17 protein-coding genes are annotated in these 21,487 nt (G+C 56.3%); 9 read left to right on the top strand and 8 right to left on the bottom strand.

The genetic code is table 11. From position 1 onward, the window contains the following. Positions 1-84: 84 nt before the first annotated feature. The gene (locus tag JTA15_RS03095) at positions 85-1,041 is read left to right on the top strand and encodes a VirK/YbjX family protein (protein ID WP_138613659.1); all 957 of its coding nucleotides are present in this window, start codon (positions 85-87) and stop codon (positions 1,039-1,041) included. Here the strand turns inward: JTA15_RS03095 and JTA15_RS03090 are convergent. Then, positions 1,038-2,696 (bottom strand): ATP-dependent endonuclease, encoded by a 1,659-nt coding sequence (locus JTA15_RS03090; RefSeq protein ID WP_014169354.1) that lies wholly within the window; start codon positions 2,694-2,696, stop codon positions 1,038-1,040. The two genes, JTA15_RS03095 and JTA15_RS03090, sit on opposite strands and share 4 nt — an antisense overlap. A gap of 289 nt (positions 2,697-2,985) precedes the next feature. Between JTA15_RS03090 and aqpZ the strand changes: the two genes are divergently transcribed. The 4 genes from aqpZ (at position 2,986) to hcr (ending at position 7,523) form a co-directional block, all read left to right on the top strand. After that, positions 2,986-3,681, top strand: coding sequence for an aquaporin Z (gene aqpZ / locus JTA15_RS03085; RefSeq protein ID WP_025204573.1), 696 nt, complete (start codon positions 2,986-2,988; stop codon positions 3,679-3,681). A gap of 166 nt (positions 3,682-3,847) precedes the next feature. Beyond that, the gene (locus JTA15_RS03080) at positions 3,848-4,747 is read left to right on the top strand and encodes a lysine exporter LysO family protein (RefSeq protein WP_020884841.1); all 900 of its coding nucleotides are present in this window, start codon (positions 3,848-3,850) and stop codon (positions 4,745-4,747) included. Between the two features lie 144 nt (positions 4,748-4,891). Continuing rightward, positions 4,892-6,544: a hydroxylamine reductase gene (gene hcp, locus JTA15_RS03075; RefSeq protein WP_138013678.1), complete on the top strand. Its 1,653-nt coding sequence runs from the start codon at positions 4,892-4,894 to the stop codon at positions 6,542-6,544. A gap of 10 nt (positions 6,545-6,554) precedes the next feature. Next, on the top strand, positions 6,555-7,523 hold the full coding sequence (hcr, locus tag JTA15_RS03070) for an NADH oxidoreductase (protein ID WP_219372848.1): 969 nt from the start codon (positions 6,555-6,557) through the stop codon (positions 7,521-7,523). Between the two features lie 45 nt (positions 7,524-7,568). Here the strand turns inward: hcr and JTA15_RS03065 are convergent, their stop codons facing one another. After that, a complete protein-coding gene (locus JTA15_RS03065) occupies positions 7,569-8,003 on the bottom strand; it encodes a DoxX family protein (RefSeq protein ID WP_032677784.1) in 435 nt (144 codons plus the stop codon). 151 nt (positions 8,004-8,154) lie between these two features. Here JTA15_RS03065 and poxB point away from each other — a divergent pair, with 151 nt between their 5' ends. The 4 genes from poxB (at position 8,155) to JTA15_RS03045 (ending at position 13,466) form a co-directional block, all read left to right on the top strand. Continuing rightward, the gene (gene poxB, locus JTA15_RS03060) at positions 8,155-9,873 is read left to right on the top strand and encodes a ubiquinone-dependent pyruvate dehydrogenase (protein WP_014169348.1); all 1,719 of its coding nucleotides are present in this window, start codon (positions 8,155-8,157) and stop codon (positions 9,871-9,873) included. A 38-nt stretch (positions 9,874-9,911) separates the two neighbouring features. After that, positions 9,912-10,913: a low-specificity L-threonine aldolase gene (gene ltaE, locus JTA15_RS03055; RefSeq protein WP_219372847.1), complete on the top strand. Its 1,002-nt coding sequence runs from the start codon at positions 9,912-9,914 to the stop codon at positions 10,911-10,913. Between the two features lie 10 nt (positions 10,914-10,923). Then, positions 10,924-12,363 carry an SDR family oxidoreductase gene (locus JTA15_RS03050; protein ID WP_219372846.1) on the top strand — a complete coding sequence of 480 codons (1,440 nt, stop codon included), beginning with the start codon at positions 10,924-10,926 and terminating at the stop codon, positions 12,361-12,363. A gap of 89 nt (positions 12,364-12,452) precedes the next feature. Beyond that, a complete protein-coding gene (locus JTA15_RS03045; RefSeq protein WP_020884845.1) occupies positions 12,453-13,466 on the top strand; it encodes an NAD(P)-dependent oxidoreductase in 1,014 nt (337 codons plus the stop codon). Positions 13,467-13,528: 62 nt separating this feature from the next. Here JTA15_RS03045 and JTA15_RS03040 read toward each other — a convergent pair whose 3' ends face one another. The 6 genes from JTA15_RS03040 to gspL all read right to left on the bottom strand — a co-directional run bounded on the left by JTA15_RS03040 (position 13,529) and on the right by gspL (position 21,486). Continuing rightward, positions 13,529-15,358: a chitinase gene (locus JTA15_RS03040; protein ID WP_014169344.1), complete on the bottom strand. Its 1,830-nt coding sequence runs from the start codon at positions 15,356-15,358 to the stop codon at positions 13,529-13,531. A gap of 144 nt (positions 15,359-15,502) precedes the next feature. Beyond that, complete coding sequence (gene iagB / locus JTA15_RS03035) at positions 15,503-15,943, bottom strand: type III secretion system invasion protein IagB (protein ID WP_014169343.1); 441 nt, start codon at positions 15,941-15,943, stop codon at positions 15,503-15,505. Between the two features lie 137 nt (positions 15,944-16,080). Beyond that, positions 16,081-18,816 (bottom strand): glycosyl hydrolase family 18 protein, encoded by a 2,736-nt coding sequence (locus tag JTA15_RS03030; protein ID WP_078774805.1) that lies wholly within the window; start codon positions 18,814-18,816, stop codon positions 16,081-16,083. Positions 18,817-19,076: 260 nt separating this feature from the next. Beyond that, positions 19,077-19,874 (bottom strand): A24 family peptidase, encoded by a 798-nt coding sequence (locus JTA15_RS03025; RefSeq protein ID WP_219372845.1) that lies wholly within the window; start codon positions 19,872-19,874, stop codon positions 19,077-19,079. Beyond that, entirely contained in the window at positions 19,871-20,356 is a 486-nt protein-coding gene (gspM, locus tag JTA15_RS03020; protein ID WP_020884851.1) for a type II secretion system protein GspM, read from the bottom strand. Before gspM ends, JTA15_RS03025 begins: the two co-directional genes overlap by 4 nt. Then, complete coding sequence (gene gspL / locus JTA15_RS03015; RefSeq protein WP_219372844.1) at positions 20,353-21,486, bottom strand: type II secretion system protein GspL; 1,134 nt, start codon at positions 21,484-21,486, stop codon at positions 20,353-20,355. Before gspL ends, gspM begins: the two co-directional genes overlap by 4 nt. Between the last annotated feature and the right edge of the window lies 1 nt (position 21,487).

Raw genomic sequence — 21,487 nt, 5'->3', positions numbered from 1 at the left:
CACCGAAATCGCCTCAATTTGTTGATGAGTTATTGAAATTTCGCCTGCTGAAATAGAACCCTTCCTTCAGAAGCAGGATCTAACATGTCTTCCATCGTCGATACACTTATTTCTCATCAGCACCAGCCTAAATCCGGCTGGCAGCTCTTCAATAATCTGGCCTTCGGGAAGATCACGCCGGGGCTGGCATGGCAAAACCCCGCTTATCGACGTAAGTTCATGCTCCGTTCGCTGATGACACCGTTCAGCACCACGCGTCTGCTGTCAGAGCTGGCAAAGCAGCCGCGCCTGATGCAAATGTTGCAGGTGCAGCCGGGGCTGCCGTGCCGCCTGCACCGCCCGTGGTTAACGGTGGACATGGATCGCCGACAGGCGCTGGAATCGCTGACCTGGCACTACCAGACAATGACGCGCCAGCTTCCGGCAACGCTGGTCAAGGGTTACCTTTCACCGCAGGGGGCAACCCTGCTGACCCTGACCGGAAAAGACGAACAGCAGTTTACTGTGCGCCTGTGCGCCGACGCCTTCATGGATAAAGAGGGTGAAGCCACCCTCGTCTTTTGTAACCATCAGAATACCGTGCTGGCGGAAATGACCTTCACGCTGTGCCCGTTTGAAGGAAAAACAACGCTGTTCATTGGCGGCCTGCAGGGGGCAAAAGCACATGTTCCACATGAACTGATCCAGGGGGCGACCAAAGCGTGTCACGGCCTGTTCCCGAAACGCCTGCTGGTTGAAACGGCAATGACGCTTGGCGCAGCTTTCCCGGTTGAGCATATTGTCGCGGTGAGTAACGCCACGCATATCTACCGCAGCTGGCGTTACCGCAAGAAAAAAGAGGGAAAACTGCTGGCCGATTATGACAGCTTCTGGCTCTCCCTCGGTGGGCAAAAACAGGATAACGGCCACTTCATGCTGCCGCTCGCCATGCCCCGTAAGCCGATGGAAGAGATTGCGAGCAAAAAGCGCGCTGAGTACCGCCGCCGCTATGCGCTACTGGACAGCCTGACGCAACACGTCACGCAGGCGACCCGCGCTTAATCCGCTTTCCCGCGTGCCAGCCACAGCACGCGGGAGAACATCTTGCGCAGCAGCGTCGGCACGGACTCCACGCCACGTCTCCCCGCTTCCGTCGCCACCTCAATCGCTAAATCAGGTTTTGAAGAGCGGTGGATGGCTTTGGCAATCACGCGCCGCATGTTCATTGGCACATCCACCGGCACCATCGCAATCCGGTGGAACACGTCGTCGAACCCCTGACGGTACATAAAGTGCTCCATGTCCATGGCCGGCAGCATGGTTAGGTGGTCGCGCTCTTCTTCGCGCTCATTATTTAGCAGGCCACGCACGGTCGCGGCATATTTTTTCCCCGCCTCGTCACCATCCACCAGCACATGCCATTCAATGCCCATCCGCCGGGCGAATTTGATCAGCGGCTTGATCCCCGACTGGGCAAATTCGATGACCTTGATACCTTCGGCATCAAAATGGTGGCCGCACTGACGCGCCAGTTCGTTGATAACCCAGGTTTCCGTTTCTCCCTCAACCAGCAGCCAGCAGCGGGCGAACAGCGACGACGCACGATTAAAGCGGATGTGGAACGAGATACGACGTCCCTCTTCCGCGTTCATCCCGCCCGGCCCGAGGCGATAGGCGGTGACGCGGGAAGACTCACGTACCAGACGGCAGACGTGCTCGACCGGGGTCAGCGACAATAACTCGCCGGAATTGGTGGTGGTCACGCGCTGCAGCGGCAGTAGATTCAACAGGTGCCACGCCACCGAGAGCATGATCGGGTGCAGGCGCGTTTCCGGGTCTTCCACCAGCAGCAGCGGGCGGGCGTCACGGTCGAGACGAACGGTGCCCTTGGCCTGCAGAAGCGTCGAAAACAGCCCCAGCAAAATCACCCGATGGGTACGGCCACCGGGCCTGTCGATCATCCGGTTAATGATATCGAGGTAGCGCCAGCTGCGTTGTTCATCGTGAGAGCGGCGGCGCATCAGACGATGGCGCGACTCCGACGTCCCCTGCTCGGAAAAATAGTGTTCCAGCAGTTGTACCATTGCCGACAACCCCTGGCGGATTTGACCATCGGTCAGATTTTGCGGACGCGCCACCAGCTCTCGCGCCAGGAAATCCAGCTCGCGGGCGGTCACTTCCACTTCCGGCATATTCGGTACGGTGCCGTTGCGGATCCGCCGCATAAAACGCGCATCACGCAGGCGCAACACCGGCATCAGGCGAATCAGGTGGCGAGCCAGGTCGTCGATGTCATCCAGCGGAATAGGGTTGGCTTTCTCATCGAGGAAATCACGCAGGGTTAATACGCCCTCGTTTTCTGCCATCTCACCTTCCAGTCGGTAGAAAATCCGGTGGAAACCGTCGTCGCACGGGACCCAGCAGGGTGATAACGGCCGGAAGCGTCGCACGCGGTGACGCCCCGGCTCGGATTCGCGGAACGTCAGAATAATGTGCAGGTGTTTTTCGCGGCCGTTCACATCGCCGGGAGGAAACCAGAAATCATCATGGGCAAAGTGATACAGATCGTCTTCGGGCGAAAGCAGCAGCGTCAGCGCATCCAGCAGGCTGGACTTACCCCACGCGTTCTCACCGATCAGGACGTTGTTCTGCTCAAGCTGCAGCGACAGGCGGTTAATACCGCGGAACCCAACAATTTCCACACGTTCGAGAAGCATAAATCCCCCGCGAGATGATCACTTTTTCCTTTAAGTTATCAGCAGTATAGCGGCAGGAACTTTGACACGACAGCACAACCTTCGTGCTGCAGAGAATTGGTCTATGCTCTATTTACCGTCGATTTGAACAAGGAATGACATCACGTTGCCATAAATCAAATTAACCGAATTAATTTTAGTGGCGAAGGGATGTTTTTGTTTTTAAAATAATGGCTCTTTGAGTCGTCATCCCTTTTTTGACGATATCCCGCACGCAGGAACGCGTGTGAAGTTTATTATTGAGGTGGTTATGTTTAGAAAATTAGCAGCAGAATGCTTTGGTACATTCTGGCTGGTGTTTGGTGGCTGCGGTAGCGCCGTTCTGGCAGCAGCATTTCCGGAATTAGGTATTGGTTTTGTTGGCGTAGCGCTGGCATTCGGTTTAACCGTATTAACCATGGCGTTTGCCGTGGGTCATATTTCCGGTGGTCATTTTAACCCGGCGGTGACATTAGGTTTATGGGCGGGCGGTCGTTTCCCTGCTAAAGAAGTCATTGGTTATATTGTGGCCCAGGTTGTTGGCGGGATTATTGCTGCAGCAGTTCTGTACGTTATTGCCAGCGGTAAAGCCGGCTTTGACGCCGCCGCAAGCGGCTTCGCCTCAAACGGTTTCGGCGAACACTCCCCTGGCGGTTACTCCATGCTCTCTGCCATCGTGATTGAAATTGTGCTGACCGCAGGCTTCCTGCTGGTGATCCACGGCGCAACCGACAAACACGCCCCGGCGGGCTTCGCGCCTATCGCCATTGGTCTGGCGCTGACGCTTATCCACCTGATCTCTATTCCGGTCACTAACACCTCCGTAAACCCGGCGCGCAGTACTGCCGTCGCTATTTTCCAGGGCGGCTGGGCGCTTGAGCAGCTGTGGCTGTTCTGGGTAATGCCAATCATCGGCGGTATTCTGGGCGGCGTGCTGTATCGCACCCTGCTGGAAAAACGCGATTAACTACGTGTGCAGTCGGGTAGCACTTACGCTTACCCGACCTGCATGACAACACTCAGGCCGGGTCAGGCGTTGCCGCCACCCGGCTTTTTTGTTGCTCCTTTACCTGACAACGTTTATTGGGTAGTGTCTCTGGCGCTTAACAGATATTCACAAGGACCCGTTGTTCATGTTTTCAGGACTCCTCATCATTCTGCTGCCTCTGATTGTGGGCTACCTTATCCCGCTACATCGCGAATCCGCGTTACGGCTTATCAACCGTTTTCTGAGCTGGATTGTCTACGTCATTCTTTTCTTTATGGGGATAAGCCTGGCGTTTCTGGATAATCTGGCCACCAATCTGCTGGCGATCCTGCATTATTCTGTCGTCACCTGCGCCGTTATTTTGCTGTGCAATATTGCCGCACTATTCTGGCTTGAGCGCACTATTCCGTGGAAAAATCACCACCACCAGGAAAAACTGCCGTCACGAATTGCAATGGCGCTGGAATCTTTAAAATTATGCGGCGTCGTGGTGCTGGGTTTTGTTCTTGGGCTGAGCGGATGGAATTTTTTACAGCACGCGACGGAAGCCAGTGAATATACCCTCATTTTCCTGTTGTTCCTTATCGGTATTCAGCTGCGAAATAATGGCATGACGTTGAAACAGATTGTCCTGAATCGCCGTGGAATGATCGTCGCGGTTATCGTCGTCATTAGCTCACTGGTGGCGGGCGTGATTAACGCTTTTATTCTCGGCCTGCCGTTAAAAACCGGTCTGGCAATGGCCTCCGGATTTGGCTGGTATTCCCTTTCCGGTATTCTGCTGACCGAATCGTTCGGTCCGGTCATCGGGAGCGCCGCCTTCTTTAACGACCTGGCGCGAGAATTAATTGCCATTATGCTGATCCCGGGCCTGGTGCGCCGCAGTCGCTCGACCGCACTGGGTCTGTGTGGCGCCACGTCGATGGACTTTACCCTGCCGGTTCTGCAGCGTTCAGGTGGGCTGGAGATGGTGCCTGCCGCCATCGTACACGGCTTTATTTTGAGCCTGCTGGTTCCCGTTCTGATGGCGTTTTTCTCCGCCTGATACTCCTCTGGCGGTAGGCTTTCTGCCGCCAAAATTGCGCTAAATCAATCTCCCTCTATTTTGTAGAAGAAAGCCCTTTTCACCGTTCAGTCACAGGCATAATCTCAAACATGTATATCAAATATAACTTTAACAGGTGTGATTATGTTTTGTGTGCAATGTGAACAAACCATCCGTACCCCGGCAGGCAATGGCTGCTCTTATGCGCAAGGTATGTGCGGCAAAACTGCAGAAACATCAGACCTGCAGGATCTGCTGATTGCCGCCCTGCAAGGCCTTTCCGCATGGGCATTCAAGGCCCGCGAATATGGCATTATTGACCACTATGTAGACAGTTTCGCCCCCCGCGCCTTTTTCTCCACGCTGACTAACGTTAACTTTGATTCCCCGCGCATCGTCGGCTATGCTCGCGAAGCAATTGCGTTGCGTGAAGCGCTGAAAGCGCAGTGCCTGATCGCCGATGCCAACGCACGGGTAGAAAACCCAATGGCAGACCTGCAGCTGGTGAGCGACGACCTGGGCGAGCTGCAGCGTCAGGCAGCAGAATTCACCCCCAACAAAGATAAAGCGGCGATTGGCGAGAACATTCTCGGCCTGCGTCTGCTCTGCCTGTACGGCCTGAAAGGGGCCGCGGCCTATATGGAACACGCGCACGTTCTGGGCCAGTACGATAACGCTATCTATGCTCAGTACCACAAAATCATGGCGTGGCTGGGTACCTGGCCTGCCGAGATGAATCCGCTGCTCGAATGTTCAATGGAAATCGGCCAGATGAACTTCAACGTGATGCGTATTCTGGATGCCGGTGAAACCCGCACCTACGGCCACCCGACACCGACGCAGGTTAACGTTAAAGCGACCGAAGGCAAGTGCATCCTGATCTCCGGCCATGACCTGAAAGACCTCTATAACCTGCTGAAGCAGACCGAAGGCACGGGCGTTAACGTCTATACCCACGGCGAAATGCTGCCCGCACACGGCTACCCGGAACTGCGTAAATTTAAACACCTGGTCGGGAACTACGGCAGCGGCTGGCAGAACCAGCAGGTTGAGTTCGCCCGTTTCCCGGGCCCCATCGTGATGACCTCTAACTGCATCATCGACCCCACCGTTGGCGCGTATGACGACCGCATCTGGACCCGCAGCATCGTTGGCTGGCCGGGTGTGAGCCACCTGGAAGGGGATGATTTCGGCCCGGTCATCGCCCAGGCGCAGCAGATGGGTGGCTTCCCGTACAGCGAAATCGAACATCTGATCACCGTCGGCTTTGGTCGCGAAACCCTGCTCGGTGCCGCGGATTCACTGATTGACCTCGTGAGCCGTGAAAAACTGCGCCATATCTTCCTGATTGGCGGCTGTGACGGCGCGCGCGGTGAGCGTAACTACTTCACCGATTTCGCCACCAGCGTACCGGAAGATTGCCTGATCCTGACGCTGGCGTGCGGTAAATACCGTTTCAACAAGCTGGACTTCGGCAACATTGAAGGTTTGCCACGTCTGGTCGATGCGGGTCAGTGTAACGATGCCTACTCTGCCATCATTCTGGCCGTCACGCTGGCGGAAAAACTGGGCTGCGGCGTCAACGATCTGCCGCTGTCGCTGGTGCTCTCCTGGTTTGAACAGAAAGCGATTGTCATCCTGCTGACCCTGCTCTCTCTCGGCGTGACCAACATTGTGACCGGCCCCACCGCACCCGGCTTCCTGACACCGGATCTGCTGGCCGTGCTGAACGAGAAGTTTGGTCTGCGTTCCGTGACCACCGTAGAAGAAGATATGCAGCAGCTGCTGAGCGCGTAAGGAGTTATTCATGACCATGCCAACCTCACAATGTCCGTGGCGGATGCAGGTTCATCACATCCATCAGGAGACGCCGGATGTGTGGACGCTGTCCCTGCTGTGCCATGACTACTATCCGTACCGTGCAGGTCAGTATGCGCTGGTCAGTGTCCGCAACTCAGCGGACACGCTGCGCGCCTACACGATCTCCTCGACGCCGGGCGTGAGCGAGTACATCACGCTCACTATCCGCCGTATCGATGATGGCGCAGGCTCGCAGTGGCTGACCCGGGACGTGAAGCGCGGGGATTACCTCTGGCTGTCGGACGCACACGGGGATTTCACCTGTGACGATAAAGCGGAAGATAAATTCCTGCTGCTGGCCGCCGGGTGCGGCGTCACGCCGATCATGTCAATGCGTCGCTGGCTGGCGAAAAACCGTCCGCAGGCTGATGTTCAGGTGATCTTCAGCGTGCGCTCGCCGGAAGATGTGATCTTTGCCGAAGAGTGGCGTAACTATCCGGTGACGCTGGTGGCGGAACATAACGCAACCCACGGTTTTGTCGCCGGACGTCTGAGCCGTGAACTGCTGCAAAGCGTCCCGGACCTCGCGGATCGTACCGTGATGACCTGTGGGCCGGCGCCGTATATGGATATCGTTGAGCAGGACGTGAAAGCGCTGGGCGTGACCCGCTTCTTCAAAGAGCAGTTCTTCACCCCGGTCGCGGAAGCGGCAACCAGCGGAATTACGTTCACCAGGCTGCAACCTGCTCAGACTTTCTTTGGCCGGGTCGGCACCACGCTACTGGACGCGCTGGAAAGCAACAATGTGCCGGTGGTGGTGGCATGCCGTGCTGGCGTGTGTGGCTGCTGCAAGACCAAAGTGGTCTCCGGTGAGTACACCGTGACGAGCACCATGACGCTGACCGAGGCAGAAATCGCCGACGGATACGTGCTGGCGTGCTCGTGTCATCCACAGGGGGATCTTGTGCTGGCGTAGCGAATGACGGGGGTAAGCGCTCGCGTTTACCCCCGGTTAGTACGCCTACCGCCAGACCGGCGCTTTCCCCAACGCAAAACGCCCAGCGCCTAAACATGCTACCGCCAGCGCACCGATAAAGAAGTACACCAGGCTCTCAATCGCCCAGGCACCTACCGCGTCCAGCGCAAAGGTTTCCCCCGTCCCGACCATCAGCCACGCCACAATCATGGTAAACGCCAGCACCAGTGCCGCCGGGCGCGTAAAAAGCCCCACGATAATCAGGACAGGTGCCACCACTTCGCCAATGAGCACGCCGTAGGCGATAAACCCCGGTAATCCTTTTTCCACCAGCATGCCGCTGATGAACCCCACGCCACCCAATAACTTGTGTAAACCGTGAAAAAGCATCAGCCCACCGACGGCAAGTCGTAACAAGAGTTTGCCGGCATCGTCGCACGATAGCTTTTCATTAACAGCAATTAACAATGATTTAACCATTTGAAATGATTCCTGTTTTCATCTGTGTGATGACCAGATTATGCCGAATCATTGCGGGTGAAAAGCACCTTTTAATAAGGGGGAAAGCGCGGCAATACAGTGACTTTCTTCTAAGCTTGTAAGCGATATCACTTAAAGGAGATGGACACCCATGAAACAAACCGTGGCTGCATACATAGCAAAAACCCTCGAGCAGGCAGGCGTAAAGCGCATCTGGGGCGTAACCGGCGACTCCCTGAACGGGCTGAGCGATAGCCTCAATAAGATGAAGACCATTGAATGGATGCCAACCCGTCATGAAGAGGTTGCCGCCTTCGCGGCTGGGGCGGAAGCGCAGGTGACGGGTGAACTGGCCGTCTGCGCCGGATCGTGCGGACCGGGCAACCTTCACTTGATCAACGGCCTGTTTGACTGCCACCGCAATCACGTACCGGTCCTGGCGATTGCCGCCCACATCCCTTCTTCCGAAATCGGCAGCGGCTATTTTCAGGAGACGCATCCTCAGGAGCTGTTCCGTGAATGCAGCCACTATTGCGAATTAGTTTCCTCACCAGAACAAATCCCTCAGGTTCTGGCCATTGCAATGCGCAAAGCCGTGCTTAACCGCGGTGTTTCGGTGGTCGTTATTCCCGGTGACGTGGCGCTGAAGGCCGCGCCTGAAGGTGCCAGTTCGCACTGGTATCACGCCCCACAGCCTGTCATCACGCCGGCTGAAGAAGAGCTCAAAAAGCTCGCGCAGCTGCTGCGTTACTCCAGCAATATCGCCCTGATGTGCGGCAGTGGCTGCGCAGGCGCGCACAAAGAGCTGGTGGAATTTGCCGGCAAGTTAAAATCCCCGATTGTTCACGCCCTGCGCGGCAAAGAGCACGTCGAATATGACAATCCGTATGACGTGGGCATGACCGGACTGATCGGTTTTTCCAGCGGTTTCCACACCATGATGAATGCCGACACGCTGATCCTGCTCGGCACCCAATTCCCGTACCGCGCGTTTTACCCGACGGATGCCAAAATCATTCAGATTGATATTAACCCGGGCAGTATTGGTGCCCACAGCAAAGTCGATATGGCGCTGGTAGGGGACATCAAATCCACCCTCGCCGCCCTGCTGCCGCTGGTGGAAGAAAAAACCGACCGGAAGTTCCTCGACAAAGCCCTCAGTGATTACCGCGATGCACGCAAAGGACTGGACGATCTTGCCAAACCGAGCGACAAAGCCATTCATCCCCAGTATCTGGCGCAGCAAATTAGCCATTTCGCGGACGACGACGCCATCTTTACCTGCGACGTGGGCACCCCGACCGTCTGGGCGGCACGCTATCTGAAGATGAACGGCAAACGCCGTCTGCTGGGGTCGTTCAACCACGGTTCGATGGCCAACGCCATGCCGCAGGCGCTGGGGGCCAAGGCCACCGCACCAGAGCGTCAGGTGGTGGCGATGTGCGGCGACGGCGGGTTCAGCATGCTAATGGGCGATTTCCTGTCGGTTGTGCAGATGAAGCTCCCGCTGAAAATCGTGGTCTTTAACAACAGCGTGCTGGGCTTTGTGGCGATGGAGATGAAGGCAGGTGGCTATCTGACGGACGGCACCGAGCTGCACGACACCAACTTCGCGCGCATCGCTGAAGCCTGCGGCATCACGGGTATTCGCGTAGAGAAAGCCTCAGAAGTCGATGAAGCCCTGCAGCGCGCCTTCTCCATCGACGGTCCGGTACTGGTGGACGTGGTGGTGGCGAAAGAAGAGCTGGCGATCCCACCGCAGATTAAACTCGAGCAGGCCAAAGGATTCAGCCTCTATATGCTGCGCGCCATCATCAGCGGACGCGGTGATGAGGTAATCGAACTGGCAAAAACCAACTGGCTCAGGTAAAACATTTCACATAACCTCTTAAATTAAAGGGATGTGAAATGATTGATTTACGCAGTGATACCGTTACCCGTCCGGGTCGCGCCATGCTCGAAGAGATGATGGCCGCCCCGGTCGGGGACGACGTCTACGGTGACGATCCGACGGTGAATGCGCTGCAGCGTTATGCCGCCGAGCTAAGCGGTAAAGAGGCTGCCCTGTTTCTGCCATCCGGCACCCAGGCCAACCTGGTGGCGTTGCTCAGCCACTGCGAACGCGGTGAAGAGTATATTGCCGGTCAGGGCGCGCACAATTACCTGTACGAAGCAGGCGGTGCGGCGGTACTGGGCAGCATTCAGCCTCAGCCGATTGATGCCGCCCCGGACGGCACCCTGCCCCTCGACAAGGTCGCGGCGAAAATCAAAGTCGATGATGTGCATTTCGCCCGCACCAGGCTGCTCAGTCTGGAAAACACCCACAACGGCAAAGTGCTGCCACGCGAGTACCTGAAAGCAGCGTGGGAATTCACCCGCGAGCGCAAACTCGGGCTGCACGTGGACGGCGCGCGCATCTTTAACGCCGTGGTGGAGTATGGCTGCGAGCTGAAAGACATCGCGCAGTATTGCGATTCGTTCACTATCTGCCTGTCTAAAGGGCTGGGGACGCCCATTGGCTCGCTGCTGGTGGGCAATGCGGACTTCATCAAACGCGCGGTCCGCTGGCGTAAGATGACCGGCGGTGGGATGCGCCAGGCCGGTATTCTGGCGGCAGCCGGACTGTACGCCCTGAAAAACAACGTGGCCCGCCTGAAAGACGACCATGAAAACGCCGCGTGGATGGCCGTACAGCTACGCGAGATTGGTGCAGACGTCATGCGCCACGATACCAACATGCTGTTCATTCGCGTGGGCGAAGAGCACGCTGCCGCGCTGGGTGAGTTTATGAAAGCCCGTGGCGTGTTGATCAACGCCTCGCCGGTGGTACGCCTGGTTATGCACTTAGACGTTAATCGTCAGCAGCTGGCAGACGTGGTGAAACACTGGCAGGCGTTTTTACAGCGCTAAGGAGCAGAGCGTGCCACAGCGTATTCTGGTACTCGGTGCCAGTGGGTATATCGGTCAGCATCTCACCACTGCGTTAAGTCAGCTGGGGCACCAGGTGCTGGCCGTGGCACGCAACACGGAGCGTCTGCAAAAGCTGCACCTGCCCGGGGTGACCTGTCACAACGTCGATCTCAACTGGCCCACGACGCTGCCGGCGTTACTGGAAGGGGTCGACACGCTTTACTACCTTGTTCACAGCATGGGCGAAGGGGGCGATTTTATCGCCCATGAACGTCAGGTGGCGATGAACGTCCGCGACGCGCTGTTGCGCACACCGGTGAAGCAGGTGATTTTTTTAAGCTCGCTGCAGGCGCCTGCTAACGAGCAGTCCGATCATCTTCGCGCCCGTCAGCTCACGGCTGAAACCCTGCGCGGCGCCAATATTCCCGTCACCGAACTGCGGGCGGGGATCATCGTCGGGGCCGGCTCCGCCGCGTTCGAAGTGATGCGCGACATGGTGTACAACCTGCCGGTGCTTACCCCGCCGCGCTGGGTGCGATCGCGCACCACGCCGATTGCGCTGGAAAATTTACGCCATTATCTGGTGGCCCTGCTGGACCATCCGGCTGAGCAACACCGCGTGCTTGAGGCTGCCGGCCCGGAAGTGCTGAGCTACCAGCAACAGTTCGAACATTTTATGCGCGTCAGCGGCCGCCGACGCTGGCTGATCCCCATTCCCTTCCCTACCCGCTGGATCTCGGTGTGGTTTTTAACCGTCATTACGTCCGTGCCGCCGACGACCGCAAAAGCGCTGATCCAGGGGCTCAAACACGATCTGCTGGCCGACGATCGCGCGTTGCGTGCGCTGATCCCCCAGACGCTGATCCGTTTCGATGACGCGGTACGCAATACGCTCAAGGAAGAGGAACAGCTGATGAACTCAAGCGACTGGGGCTACGACGCCCAGGCGTTTGCCCGCTGGCGGCCTGAGTACGGTTACTTTCCTAAACAGGCTGGCTGCACGGTGAACACCCCGGCAAGTCTGGCGGACCTGTGGGAGGTGGTGAATCAGATTGGCGGCAAAGAACGCTATTTCTTCGGCAATATCCTCTGGCAAACCCGTGGCGCACTGGATCTGCTAGTAGGACACAGGCTGGCGAAAGGCCGTCCTGCGCACCCGTATCTTGCGGTAGGCGATACGGTTGACAGCTGGAAGGTAATTATCGTCGAGCCCGAAAAACAGCTGGCGCTGCTGTTTGGCATGAAAGCGCCCGGTCTGGGACGGTTGTGCTTTACGCTAAAAGACAAAGGCGACCATCGTGAACTGGACGTTCGTGCCTGGTGGCACCCGCACGGTATGCCGGGGCTTTTCTACTGGTTGTTGATGATCCCCGCTCACCTGTTTATCTTTCGCGGAATGGCGAAACGTATCGCGCAGCTGGCAGAACAAAAGACGAAAATAACTCAATAAAACTCTTATTCTTTCACCTTTCCCATTGCAACCCGCCGTAATTCACGAAAGAATGCGCACGAAATTCTTTTTCAACACAGTGGATTGATATGAAGGTACTGGTTACCGGGGCGACCAGCGGCTTAGGCCGAAATGCGGTCGAGTTTCTGCGCAACAAAGGCATCAGCGTCAGGGCCACCGGTCGCAACGAAGCGATGGGTAAACTGCTGCAAAAAATGGGCGCAGAGTTTGTCCATGCCGACCTGACGGAGCTGGTCTCCTCTCAGGCCAAGGTGATGCTGGCCGGTATTGATACGCTGTGGCACTGCTCCAGTTTTACCTCCCCGTGGGGCACCCAGGAAGCTTTTGACCTCGCCAACGTGCGTGCCACCCGTCGTCTGGGTGAATGGGCCGTGGCCTGGGGCGTGCGTAACTTTATTCATATCTCCTCCCCGTCTCTCTATTTCGACTATCACCATCACCGCGACGTGCAGGAAGATTTTCGCCCGGCGCGCTTTGCCTGTGAGTTTGCCCGCAGTAAAGCGGCCAGCGAAGAGGTGATCGATCTGCTGGCGCAGTCGAACCCGCACACTCGTTTTACCGTATTGCGTCCTCAGAGCCTGTTCGGCCCGCATGACAAAGTGTTTATCCCGCGTCTGGCGCAGATGATGCACCACTACGGCAGCGTGCTGCTGCCCCGCGGTGGCGATGCGATGGTGGATATGACGTACTACGAAAATGCGGTCCACGCCATGTGGCTGGCAAGCCAGCCGGACTGCGATACCCTGATTTCCGGTCGCGCGTACAATATCACCAACGGTGAGCCCTGCACGCTGCGCAGCATCGTGCAAAGGTTGATTGACGAGTTGCAAATCGACTGCCGTATCCGTTCCGTGCCCTACCCGATGCTGGATATGATTGCCCGCAGTATGGAGCGTCTTGGGAGTAAATCGGCGAAAGAGCCTGCGTTGACGCACTACGGTGTGTCAAAGCTCAACTTTGATTTTACGCTGGATATCACCCGCGCAGAAAACGAACTGGGGTATAAGCCGATTGTCTCCCTGGATGAAGGGATTGTGCGTACTGCCGCCTGGCTGCGTGACCACGGTAAATTGCATCGCTAGTTGAGCGCGCTCATCTCAGAGAACAGAGACGAAAACGGCAACCCGAAGGTTGCCGTTTTGTTTTACAGCGCCGTCCAGGCGTCTGACCACGCCAGACCCGCGCCTGGCTCGTAGTACGCCGGGGCATTGTTACACCAGCCGCTGTACGGGAACGGTTTGCACTGGAACAGTTTACCGTGGTTATTCACGATATCGCCTGCCTTGTACTTGCTGTTCGCGCTCCACGCGGCGTAAGCACCTGAGGTACCGTCGTTTTCAGACGGCGTCGTGGCTTTCGCTTTAACGTTCAGCAGATAGGAAGTGGTGCTGCTCAGCTCACCATCGCTCACGGTCAGGCTGACTTCATACTGTTGAGCCGTCGCAGACTCTGGCGCGGTAAAGGTCACCACCGCCTTGTCTTCACCGGTGACCGTCTGGCCATCCTGTGAACGCCAGGTGTAGGTCAGCGTATTGCCGTCCTGGTCAGTGGATCCTTCTGCGCTCAGGGATACCTGCGCGCCCGCTTCCACCGCACCGATTGGGCCCGCAATCTGCGCGACCGGGGCGTGGTTCACCACGGTCGGTTCTGCCGGCGTTTCATCCGGAACCGGTGCCGGTGCCGGGGTTTCATCTTCCGATGGCGTCGGTGCCGGAGTGACCGGATGCTCGTCCGGCGTCACGGCGGAACCGTCATCGTTGATGATGTTGACGTTATAGAATTTCTTCACGCAGTTCGTGTAGTCACCCTCTTTAAAGGCGCTGAACGGCGTCTGATAACCGACCAGCTGGCAGGAATACGTTTTACCGTCTGGCGTATCGGCACTCCATCCCCAGTCCTGCTCCCAGTAAATCTTCAGCGCACCGGAGCCGCCTTCATCGAACTGCTTCATGTTGGCACAGCCGAGCACTTCATTTGCCGGGACAGGCACTTTCAGGTACTTCGCAAACTCTTTGTAGTACTTGATACGGTTTTCAGACTGGGCAATCTCAGTCGGGCCGCCACACTCTACGCCACCGTTAATGATCTGGGTGGTCACGCCGAAGCCCGGAACCAGGCCGTTGGCTTTGTCATGATCGTTTGGCTGCCAGGTGCCGTCGATAACCTGCAGCATGCTCGGTTTCGGCGGCTGCGGATAGGCGAAGAAGAAGATGGCGCTTGCCAGGTTCAGCCAGGTGTCAGCCACCAGCTCCGGCTTGTCGAGCAGCGTGCGGACAGTGCCGAACATCGCTTCAGAGAACGGACCGTAGTTGTAGTTATAAGACAGCTGTTTTGCCCCACGGCCAAAGTAACTCACGAAATCGCCGTCTTTGTCTTTGCCGCACGGCCAGGTTTGTCCCTGCCAGATATCAGGATTACATTCGCCGTTGTAACCGCCTTTCTGCCCTTCGGTCCAGCCCATTTCGCGAACGTGAACCAGCGCCTGACGCCACTCGGCTTCCGGACGCCAGCTTTCGTGGCCGCCGGTTTCCTGAGCGAAGTGGGCAAACATGGTGGCCAGCTCTTTACGGCAGATGGCGTCGCTGTCACGGCCGTCGTTGTAGGTCTTACACAGCGCCGGGAATTTGCCCACCGCTTTCAGGAAGTTACTGTAGGTGTAGGACTGCGCTCGCATCGGGAAAAGGTATTCCCAGTCGCTGGCCTTCACAATGCCTTCAACGCGTTTAACGTTATCCGGGTTCGCTGCACGGCCTGGCTCAATCAGCTCAACCTGGGCATTATCCAGCGTACGAATGGTGTCTTTAACCGACGCCATCAGTGGAAAGTTAGTCAGTTCCTGTTCTTTCTTCGCCAGATCGCTGGCTTTCAGGGTGAACGGCTCGCTGGTGGTTGCCTGCAGCGTCGCAGCCTGTGCCATGAAAGGCGCAATGCATGCACCCGCAACGAGCACGCTCAGTAAGGTCCTTTTGGTCATTTCAACTCATCCTATATATAGCAACAAGGGTTAATGCAATCACGGTTTATGTATTATTCCCTTAATAAATAAACCAAAGAGTGCGGTAATTTTTCATTTTCTGAAGCGCACCTCTGGGTACGCTTCAAAAAACAAAAAGCAGAATTAATAAGAGGAACGAGGTTTTATCTCCTGATATTTCGCCCAGACCTTGCGGGCATAATTCATGCGCTTTGAATAATTCTCTTTTTTCACTCCCGCGTTATAAGCCCCGACGGCTTCCCAGTTATAGCCATATACGTTGATCATCGTCGACAGTATTGATGCGCCCACCATAATGGAGGTGCAGGGCTCGGTCACAAGCCGGTTCTCGTCAATGCCCTGGCGCTGCAGTTCGCTGAAATGCGTGCTGTTAATCTGCATTAATCCCACATCCCGCGAGCCATCCTGATTCCACCCCACGGCATTCGGATTCATACCGGATTCCACCTGCGCAATGGCATATAATAAATACGGATCGACATGATAATAATGCGCCGCTTTATCCCAGCAATTTGCTGTCGCACTCTGACTTAAAATAAGCAATAACAATAAAAAGCGTTTCATCTCATTACCTGTTTATTTACTGACGATCCTTCTCCTTGCGCACGCTGTCTTATTCCGGAAGGGGTTGACCACACCCGAAACGGGGTGTGGTCAACGATTGCAGGCGATATCAAACCCGCAACCTCAGGCTAAGAAGGTTATTTGCAGTCTGCTGACGCGCCTTCTTTCACCCATACATCGCTGTTACCTGGTTTATCACCACGGGTCCACCATTTCGCACGGTAGACATACCCCTGGTAGGTGGTCGTATCGCCACCGTTGTAAACCACATCTGAACGCCAGTTCATTTTCACCTGGCTGACCAGCTCCCACGCATCCGCGTCAAAGCCAGGTTTATTGCCCTGTGTCCAGTACTTCGCTTTCCACACCAGGTTGTCGGCGCTCACGGTGTCACCACTGTTGTAGATTTTGCTCGCACTCCAGGCCGGGTACTGGCTGGCATTGGCATCAACAGGTGCATCACAACTGCCGGTGGCAGAGCCTTCATCAGAAGGTGGCGTGACCTCATCGGCTGGTGGTGTCACCTCGTCAGATGGCGGCGTGACCTCATCGGCTGGTGGTGTTACCTCGTCAGATGGCGGCGTGACCTCATCGGCTGCTTTTGGCGTGACAATAACCTGCACGTTCGATTGAACGCTGGTTTTACCGTCGCTGACCACCACGCTCAGGGTGTAGGTGGAATCGGAAGCGACAGCCGGTGCGGTGATATTCACGTTCGCGGTGTCAGTACCGGTTGCGTTCATGTCCGCCGGCACGCTCCAGGCATAGGTCAGCGCGTCACCATCCGGATCGGCCGCCTGCGCATGCAGGGCATAGGTTTCACCCGCCTGCAGCGTGATGCTTTCCATCGGGTTGACCACCGGTGCCTGGTTCGCTTTAGGTGCTTTGTTCACGACCTGAACATCAATGGCGTTCGTCAGGCCTTTCGCATCTTTCACCGTCAGGCGGAAGGAGAGCGTCTGGTTCTGAGTCACTGCCGCCGCGCCGAAGGAGGCTTTGGCTTTCGTGCTGTTGGTAAGGGTCACGGCTGGACCGGAAATCTGGGTCCACTTATAGGTAATGGCGTCGCCGTCCGGATCGCCAGACGCAGAGCCATCGAGGGTGACGGTAACAGGCCCGGTCACGGTCTGATCGGCAGCCGCAGCGATCGGCGCATGGTTGGTGACAACGGGATCAACCGGCGTTGAACCGCCGCCCAACAGGCTTTCGTTCATCGCATTAAGGATGTCGCCATTGTCCGAGTCGATGGACCAGGAGAACAGACCGCCCAGATTTTTCGCCAGCACATACTTACCTTTTGCCGTGGTAGAACGCGCGTCTTCATAGGTAATCAGATCGCCGGTGGCTTTATTGAACAGATACGGCGCTTCTGCCGCGGCATCGTATTTGTATTCCCAGCCTGGCTTGCCTTTGTACTCGTTCGCAATCTGACGGTAGTCAACCACGCCCGGTTCCCAGGTGCCTTTGACCGCGCCCGTTGCCGTACCGGTGAACGGATTATCGCCGGTGTAGCCATGAACGCCGGTCCAGCCGCGACCGTACATGCCCGCCCCCACAACAATCTTGCCCGGCTGCACGCCCTGCTCCAGCAGCGCGTTCACGCCGTTTTCAGTGGTGTAGTTGGTGTCCGGTTTCCACTCCGCGCCGTGCAACGCCGCCTGGTGGCCGAGATCAGTGTTGCTCCAGCCGCCGTAGAAGTCGTAGCTCATCAGGAAGATGTGGTCGAGATACTGCTGCGCCGTGGTGTAATCCACGTCTTCAATTTTGTCTTTACCGGAACCAATGGCGGTGGTCAGTTCGTACGTACGGCCCGTTTCTGCTGACAGCTCGTTCAGCATCGCGCGCAGATCGTGCATCACCGCGGTATAGGTGGCTTTGTCCTGAGCAGGGTTGCCAAGATTTTCCGACACGCCACCACCCCCCGGGAATTCCCAGTCAATATCGACCCCGTCGAAGAATTTCCAGGTTTTCAGGAACTCTTTCACGGAAGAGACGAAGCGCGCGCGGATCGCGGAATCATGCATCTGGAAGAATGGATCGGACATCGTCCAGCCGCCAATGGAAGGCAGCACTTTCAGATCCGGATGGGCTTTTTTCAGCGCCATCAACTGACCAAAGTTACCTTTGTAGGGGTCGTCCCAGTTGGTCACGCCGGCCTGCGGTTTTTGCAATGCCGCCCACGGATCGTGAATGGCCACGGTGTAATCCTGACGGCCCGCACAGGCGCGCTGCAGCGCGGCGAAGCTGTTGCCGTTCTCAACCGTTTTTAATCCGTCGTTGATGCCATCACCGCCACAGATCGGAATGAAACCGTACAAAATGTGGTTCAGGTTCGCCGCAGGGATTTTATCCACCGGGAACTCACGCCCATAGACGCCCCACTCAGGGAAATAGGCACCCACCACTTTGTCCGTATGTTTAGAGAAAGTTTTGTTATTTTCCTTCAGGGTGGTGTTCAGCGGCAGCAGATGGCTCCCGTCCGTGTCCGCCACGATGATCAGTTTGCTGGCACTTTTAGAACACCCGCTGGCGTTACAGAGTTCAACCTGCTCCTGATAGCGTCCGCCCTTTTTCACTTTGAAGGTGGCTGACCCGGAGGCGCTTGCGGCGCCACTCCACACGGCCTGACCATCCAGAAGCACTTTTGCCGAGGTTGGCGCATCGCCGCTCCAGACGTTCCACTCAACTTTCACATCCGCGCCATCATGGACTTTCACAAGGCTGTTATAGTCTTGCGCTGCCTGGTCAACTTCAACAATCGCAAACTTATCATTGCCACTGCTGAGGGTTGGCGTACCTGGCGCCGCCGCGAAGGCAGAGCTGGACGCCGCTGCAACGAAAAGCGCCAGATATTTAGGCTTCATAAATTTCATTTTTATTTCCTGATAAATTTATTTGTAAACGTTAATGACCCATGTCTTCCTTTAAAACATGGAATAGTTTTTTACAGACTTTGAATTTCAACTTAAGCAATAATCGTTAACCGCTATTTCTGTGGCGCGCTGTATTCCTCCATTAAAAGATACAAGCTCGAATTCTGTGAAGCTTATGTCTTTAACGATACGCTGAATAAATACTGTATTCCTTTCATTCCCCAATCGAAAAAATCACTAAAAAAACTTGACCGGTGTATTCAGAATGTGGAACAGGCAACCTGATAAACAAAAACCGTCATGCCGGCAAAAGCTAAATAAGGACCGAAAGAAATAATGCGGTTATTTTTATTCGCATGTCTTGTCGCGAAATATCCGACAATACCGCTTAACGCGGCAATCAATTCCAGGGTGGGCAGTGCCTGCCAGCCGCACCAGGCGCCTAACGCCGCCAGAAGTTTAAAATCGCCATAGCCTAATCCTTCTCGTCCGGTAAGCAGACGAAATACCCAGTAAAGAGACCAGAGCGAAAGGTAGCCAGCCACCGCCCCGACCAGCGCATCCTTAAGCGGCAGCGTGTGGTCAACGAGGTGTAACAACAGTCCTGCCCACAGCAACGGCTGGGTCAGACAGTCAGGGAGCAACTGATGCTGCCAGTCAATCATCGCCAGCGGCAGCAGAAACGCGGCCAGCAACCACAGTGAGAACAACGCCGGTTCGCCCGGAATGCACAAGGCGGTGAGGCCAAAAAAGAGCGCGGTGACGAGTTCGAGCATCAATAAGCGCAGCGGGATGGCCGTGCCGCACTGCCTGCAGCGCCCGCGCAATACTAGCCAGCTGACCAGCGGGATATTCTCCCAGGCCGCGAGATCATGCTGGCACACCGGGCAGTGAGAGGCCGGAAACAGCAAGTTGCCCGTGCCTTCCTCCTCCATCACCATGCCCGGCACGCGCTCGGCGACAACCCCCAGAAAACTGCCCACCATGCTGCCCAGGATCGCACTCATCACCGGGAACCCCACCGGGTAGATTTCCCGCATCAGCGCAACGGTGTTCATGCGGTTTTGCGCCAGGTGAGCTGCACTTCTGCTTTCACATCACTGAGGTGATCGACCGGCGTAAGGTTCATTTTTTGCAGCCTGACGCCGGAGGTCTGGTTGATTTCCCGCAGCCAGTTTTTTAATTCATACACATTTACGCGGTTCACCACGAACGATAAGGTTTGCCCGTCCTGACGCACCTCCGTCAGGGAAAGGTTAATTTCATGAGCGCTGTTCTCCACCACCGTGCGCGGGTTATCCGTTTTAATGATCATCACCGGAAGGTGGTGTTTATCTATTTCTCTGCGCATCCAGTTCAGCGTCTCTTTTTGTCGGGTCAGCGTTGATTTGCTATTTTGAATCATATTATCCAGTGGCATCATGCCCGCGTAATAAACAGCCGCGGCCAGGAGGGCAACGGCACCGGTTTTTAAAATATATTTCTCCCGGATGCTGTATTGTTGATAACGCGACGTAAGCTTCGTGATTCGCTCTTTCATTTATATTTCCCTGCGATCATGGCGGTATAAGGTGCAGTGGTCGAAACAGGCTGTAGGGTGAAATCAAAATGCTCCCCTGTTTTCTCCACAAACGACTGCAGCGCGGCCTGGCTTTGCGCACTGACGCTCAGGGTCAGCGCATTTTGTTGCGCATCGTACTCAAGCAGGGAGATCTCAAGTGCGGGTACGGCCAGTCTGGCTTTCTCAAGATCATCCAGCTGCAGGAATATCCCTTTGTGCTGCTTTTTCATGTTTTGACCAAAGTGGTATTTGATATTGGTCTGCTGGCGCATGCTGGGAAAATGGTGCTGATAAACCTGAACGATCTCCTGCTGAACCCGATTTTCCTGCTGTACCAGCATCCAGGCCATCGCGATCCGCGGGCCCAGCAACAGCCCGAGAGACAGCAGGCCCGCCGCCGCCATCGCGATTTTTATTCCTTTAGACGCGCTGCCTTTTCCTGCCTTCGGGCTGAATTCACCGTGCAGGAGGGTGACCCGACAGGATTGCCACTGTGGCTGGATCAGCACCAGCGGATGCTGCCACGGTTGCAGAAGATCCACCCCGACACCGGCTGGCGGTTCGCCGTAACAGCACACGTCACCGTCTGGGGTTTTTTGCATCAGCAGCGGCAGCAGGCTGGCCTCCATTTCGCTGGCGACATGGGGCGACAGGCGCAGCCAGTAGCGGTCATCCAGGGCAACCAGCGTGCTTCCTCCTGCCGTCACCGGCAGCAGCCAGGCATCCGGCAGCACCTGAATCACCTTCAAACCGGCCTCCTGGCAACGGGCTAACCACCCGCGCAGAAGATCGGTATCAATCGCCACCGCGTCAACGTCGGCCCCCTTTTTGTGAAGCACCGTCCAGTGAAGGTTATCCACCTCGCCAATGAGCGTCTCTTCCGCCAGCCACGAGAACGCCGCCGTCTGAGAGGCAACTTTTTTCGGCAACGTAAAATGGCGGAAGATCATGTTGCCCGCGGGCAACAGTAAACAGACCCGGGCCGCGAGAGGATGGTCTGCCAGCGCGTCAAGGCGCTCCACAACGTCAACCTGCTGGCTGCCGGAAGCACACCACATTATTTTCCCGCCCTCACGGCTGTCGGGACGAACAAAAAGTACCTGTTTCATA

Source organism: Enterobacter sp. BIDMC 29 (assembly GCF_019378755.1).
GTDB classification, from domain to species: domain Bacteria; phylum Pseudomonadota; class Gammaproteobacteria; order Enterobacterales; family Enterobacteriaceae; genus Enterobacter; species Enterobacter ludwigii.
This window is presented reverse-complemented; position numbering and strand designations above follow the sequence as displayed.